Annotated in this window: 4 protein-coding genes and 1 pseudogene; all 5 read left to right on the top strand. The window is 75.0% G+C overall.

The window, feature by feature from the left end; genetic code table 11:
- A pseudogene (locus ACFV4F_RS42785) lies at positions 1 to 226 on the top strand (long-chain fatty acid--CoA ligase); the annotation flags it as partial.
- On the top strand, positions 223 to 1,467 hold the full coding sequence (locus tag ACFV4F_RS42780; protein WP_380511330.1) for a beta-ketoacyl-[acyl-carrier-protein] synthase family protein: 1,245 nt from the start codon (positions 223 to 225) through the stop codon (positions 1,465 to 1,467). The pseudogene ACFV4F_RS42785 and the gene ACFV4F_RS42780, both read left to right, overlap by 4 nt.
- Positions 1,468 to 1,521: 54 nt before the next feature.
- Positions 1,522 to 2,502 carry a 4-hydroxyphenylpyruvate dioxygenase gene (gene hppD, locus ACFV4F_RS42775; RefSeq protein WP_380511327.1) on the top strand — a complete coding sequence of 327 codons (981 nt, stop codon included), beginning with the start codon at positions 1,522 to 1,524 and terminating at the stop codon, positions 2,500 to 2,502.
- Positions 2,503 to 2,551: 49 nt separating this feature from the next.
- A complete protein-coding gene (locus ACFV4F_RS42770) occupies positions 2,552 to 3,463 on the top strand; it encodes a phytanoyl-CoA dioxygenase family protein (RefSeq protein WP_380439880.1) in 912 nt (303 codons plus the stop codon).
- The coding region (locus ACFV4F_RS42765) for a thiamine pyrophosphate-dependent enzyme (RefSeq protein ID WP_380511324.1) at positions 3,460 to 3,842 on the top strand (383 nt) is incomplete at its 3' end. The genes ACFV4F_RS42770 and ACFV4F_RS42765, both read left to right, overlap by 4 nt.

The following is a 3,842-nucleotide window of genomic DNA, read 5'->3' as shown; positions in this document are numbered from 1 at the left end:
CCGGGACGGCGAGCGCGTCGTCACCGACGTGCTGCTCCTCCTCTCCGACGGCGCCGACCCGGCCGCCGACCGGACGAAGGACGTCGTCGCCGCCCTGGACGAGGCCGCCGCGGCGACCGTCCGCCGGGTGCTCGTGGTCCGCGCCGACGACCTCCCGCTCGGCCCGACCGGCAAGGTCCGCAAGGTCCTGCTGCGGGAGCGCCACCTGGCGGAGGTGCGGGCATGAGCGTTGTCGTCACCGGCCTCGGGCTCGTCTCGCCGCTCGGCCGCAAGCCCGCCGACGTCTTCGACGCCCTCGCGGCGGGCCGCTCGGGCCTGAGCGCCGTGCCCGAGGGACATCCCGCCCACGGCTGGCTGCCGGTCGCCGGGATCGCGCCGCCGGTGGACGGCCGCGAGGTGCTGCCGCCCACCGAGACCCGCTGCGTGGACAGATTCGTGCTGCTCGCCCTGGCCGCCGCGGACGACGCGCTCGCCGACGCCGGCCTGGTCGTCGGGCGGGACGTGGACCCGCACCGGACGGCCGTCGTGCTGGCCACCGGCGGGGGCGGGCTCGAAACCTTCGAGCAGCAGTCGCACCGCCGCCTGGAGCGCGGCCGCCCGGGCGTCAGCCCGTACCTGCTGCCGGGAATGCTCTCCAACATGGCGACCGCCCGGATCGCCATCAAGCACGGGATCCGCGGCTACAGCTCGGCCGTCGTGACGGCCTGCGCGGCGGGCGCCCAGGCGGTCGCCGAGGGCCTGCGGCTGATCCGGGCCGGGGACGCGGACGTGGTGGTGTGCGGCGGGACGGAGTCCTCGCTGCACCCGACGATCGCCGCCGCCTTCACCAACGCCCGTGCACTGGCCCAGGGTTGGGACGATCCGGAGGAGGCGAGCCGGCCGTTCGACGCCCGCCGCAACGGCTTCGTGCTCGGCGAGGGCAGCGCCGTCCTCGTCCTGGAGCGCGCCGGGCACGCCGACGCGCGCGGCGCCGCCGGGTACGCGGACGTCCTCGGCTGGGGCGCCTCCACCGACGCCCACCACCCGACCATGCCCCGCCCCGACGGCGCGGGCGCCGCCGACGCGATGCGCGCCGCGCTGGCCAACGCGGGCCTCGCGCCCGGCGACATCGACTACGTGAACGCGCACGGCACCGGCACCAGGCTCGGCGACGCCGCCGAGACCGCCGCACTGCGCGCCGTGTTCGGGCCGCAGCCGCCGGCCGTCTCCTCCACCAAGGGAGCGACCGGGCATCTCCTGGGCGCCGCAGGCGCGTTGGAGGCCGCGGTGACCGCGCTCGCGGTGGCACGGGGAACGCTGCCGCCGACCCGCAACCTGGCCGACCCCGACCCGGCCTGCGACCTCGACCACGTCCGGGGCGCGGCCCGGACCGCGCCGGTGCGCGCGGCGCTGAGCAACGCCTTCGCCTTCGGGGGCCACAACCTCAGCCTGATCCTCGGCCCGGCGTCCACCCGGCGCGCCAAGTAGCCCGCCGCCACCGGCCGTTACCCGTTCTTCGTCGCTCCCGAGGGGGAGATCCCGTTGTCCATCCAGACCATCACCCATGTCGAGTTCGCGTGCGCGGACGCCGACAGGACGGCCGCCGGGCTGCGCGCCGACTACGGCTTCGCCGCCGACGCCCCGCAGACCTCGCCCGACGGCCTGCGCACCGTCCGCGTCCACCAGGGCGACATCCGCCTGCACCTCGTCTCGGCAGCCCGGCCCGGCCACCCCGTCGCCGAGTTCGTCGCCCGGCACGGGGACGGCGTCGCCGTGCTCGCGCTCGGCTGCGAGGACCCGCAGGCGGCCGTGGAGCGCGCCGAGCGGCACGGCGCCCGGGTACTCGACCGCGACGGCGCACTGGTCGCCGGCTTCGGCGACGTCGCGCTGCGGTTCGTGCCGCTCGGCGGCGGAGCGTCCGCGCCCGGGCTGCTGGACGCCCTCGACCACGTCGCGATCTGCGTCCCCGGCGGCCAACTCGCGGACGCCGTAAGGTTCTGCGAGGCGGCGCTCGGCCTCCACCGGATCTTCGGCGAGTACATCGAGGTGGGCGAGCAGGCCATGGACTCCAGCGTCGTGCAGAGCGCCTCCGGCGAGGTCACCTTCACGCTGATCGAGCCGGACACCGGCCGGCGCCCCGGCCAGATCGACGAGTTCCTCGCCGCCAACGAGGGCGCCGGCGTCCAGCACCTCGCCTTCCGCACCACCGACATCGCGACCGCCGTCCGCACGATCCGGGCCCGCGGCGTGGAGTTCCTGAGCACCCCTGACGCCTACTTCGACGCCCTCGCCGAGCGGTTCGGCGAGACCGCCATCCCGGTGGGGACGCTGCGCGAACTGCATGTCCTGGTCGACCAGGACCACGGCGGGCAGCTCTTCCAGATCTTCGCCCGCTCCACCCACCCCCGGCGGACGTACTTCCTGGAGCTCATCGAGCGCCAGGGCGCCGGCACCTTCGGCACCGCCAACATCAGGGCCCTGTACGAGGCCGTCGAGCGGCAGAGCTCGGCCGCCGCCCGGTGACCGACCGGCCTCGAAAGGCACGCCCGGCCCACCCTCGAAAGGCACATCAGTGACCACCGCAGAGTTCCACCTCACCGACGCCGAACGAGCGCTGCTGCCCACCCCCGACGACGTCGACCACTACCGGACGTACGGCTGGTACCTGTCCCACAGGCTGTTCAGCGACGCCGAGCTGGACTCCCTCCAGGCCGCCACCGAGCTCTACTACGCGGGCCACCGCGACCGCGAACTCCCCGTCCGTCCGGCCCGGTTGGCCTCCTGGACGCCGGCGGACGGCCCGGTCCAGCGGCACAACGACTACGTCCACTACGAGAGCGACGCGATCGGCGCGGTCCTGCGCAAGCCGCTGGTCGGCGCCGTCGCCGCGCTGCTCGCCGGGGCCGAGGAGATCCGGATCTTCCAGGCCACCCTGATCTACAAGCCGCCGGTGCCCGAGGAGCCCACCAACCGGGTGCCGTGGCACTTCGACAAGCACTACTGGCAGACCTGCACCTCGGAGGAGATGCTCACCGCGTTCATCCCCTTCCACGACTGCGGCGACGAGAACGGCACGATCACCATGATCGACGGCAGTCACCGCTGGCAGGAGCTCGCCTCCGGCGAGGACTCCACCCGGCACTTCGCCGACCGCGACGGCTCCGAGCTGGAGGCCATCCTCGCCGCGAACGCCGCCCACAACGGGCAGCAGGTGCGGAAGGTCCCGATGCCGATCCCGCGCGGCCACATGAGCTTCCACCACTGCCGCACCTACCACGGCAGCGGCCCCAACCTGGCGTCCTTCCCCCGCCGGGCCGTCTCGCTGCACCTCCAGGACGGCGCCAACGCCTACCGCCGCCACGAGCGGCCGGACGGCGGCCCGGTGGTCTACAACCACGACGTGCTGGTCCGCCGCACCGCCGACGGCCGGCCCGACTACGCCGACCCGGACTTCTGCCCGGCGATCTGGCAAGGGGCGCTGTGACGGGCACGGCCGCCACGACGGCGCCGCTCGACACGCCCGCCGAGCGGTACCGGATGCTGCGGCTGATCCGCGGCTTCGAGGAACTCGCGCTCGCCCTCGTGAGGGCCGGCGCGATCCCCGGCGGCATCCACCCGTACATCGGACAGGAGGCCGTCGCGGTCGGCGTCTGCTCCGCGCTCGGCCCCACCGACCGGCTCACCAGCACCCACCGCGGCCACGGCCACGTGCTCTCCCGGGGCGCCGCGCCGCACCGGCTGCTCGCCGAACTCGCGGGCCGGGTGGACGGGTTGAACGGCGGCCGGGGCGGCTCGATTCAAGCCCCCGACCTGTCGCTCCGCAAACTAGGCGCCAACGGCAAACTCGGCCCCGGCCCCCCCCG

It is taken from the genome of Kitasatospora sp. NPDC059722, from assembly GCF_042733235.1.
Lineage (GTDB): Bacteria > Actinomycetota > Actinomycetes > Streptomycetales > Streptomycetaceae > Kitasatospora.
Note: the sequence above shows the minus strand (reverse complement) of the source record. Positions and strands in the feature narration are given on the sequence as shown.

Bases quoted from the DNA above. Each gene is read 5' to 3' on its own strand.
- ACFV4F_RS42780 (WP_380511330.1), top strand. From the start codon at position 223: ATGAGCGTTGTCGTCACCGGCCTCGGGCTCGTCTCGCCGCTCGGCCGC.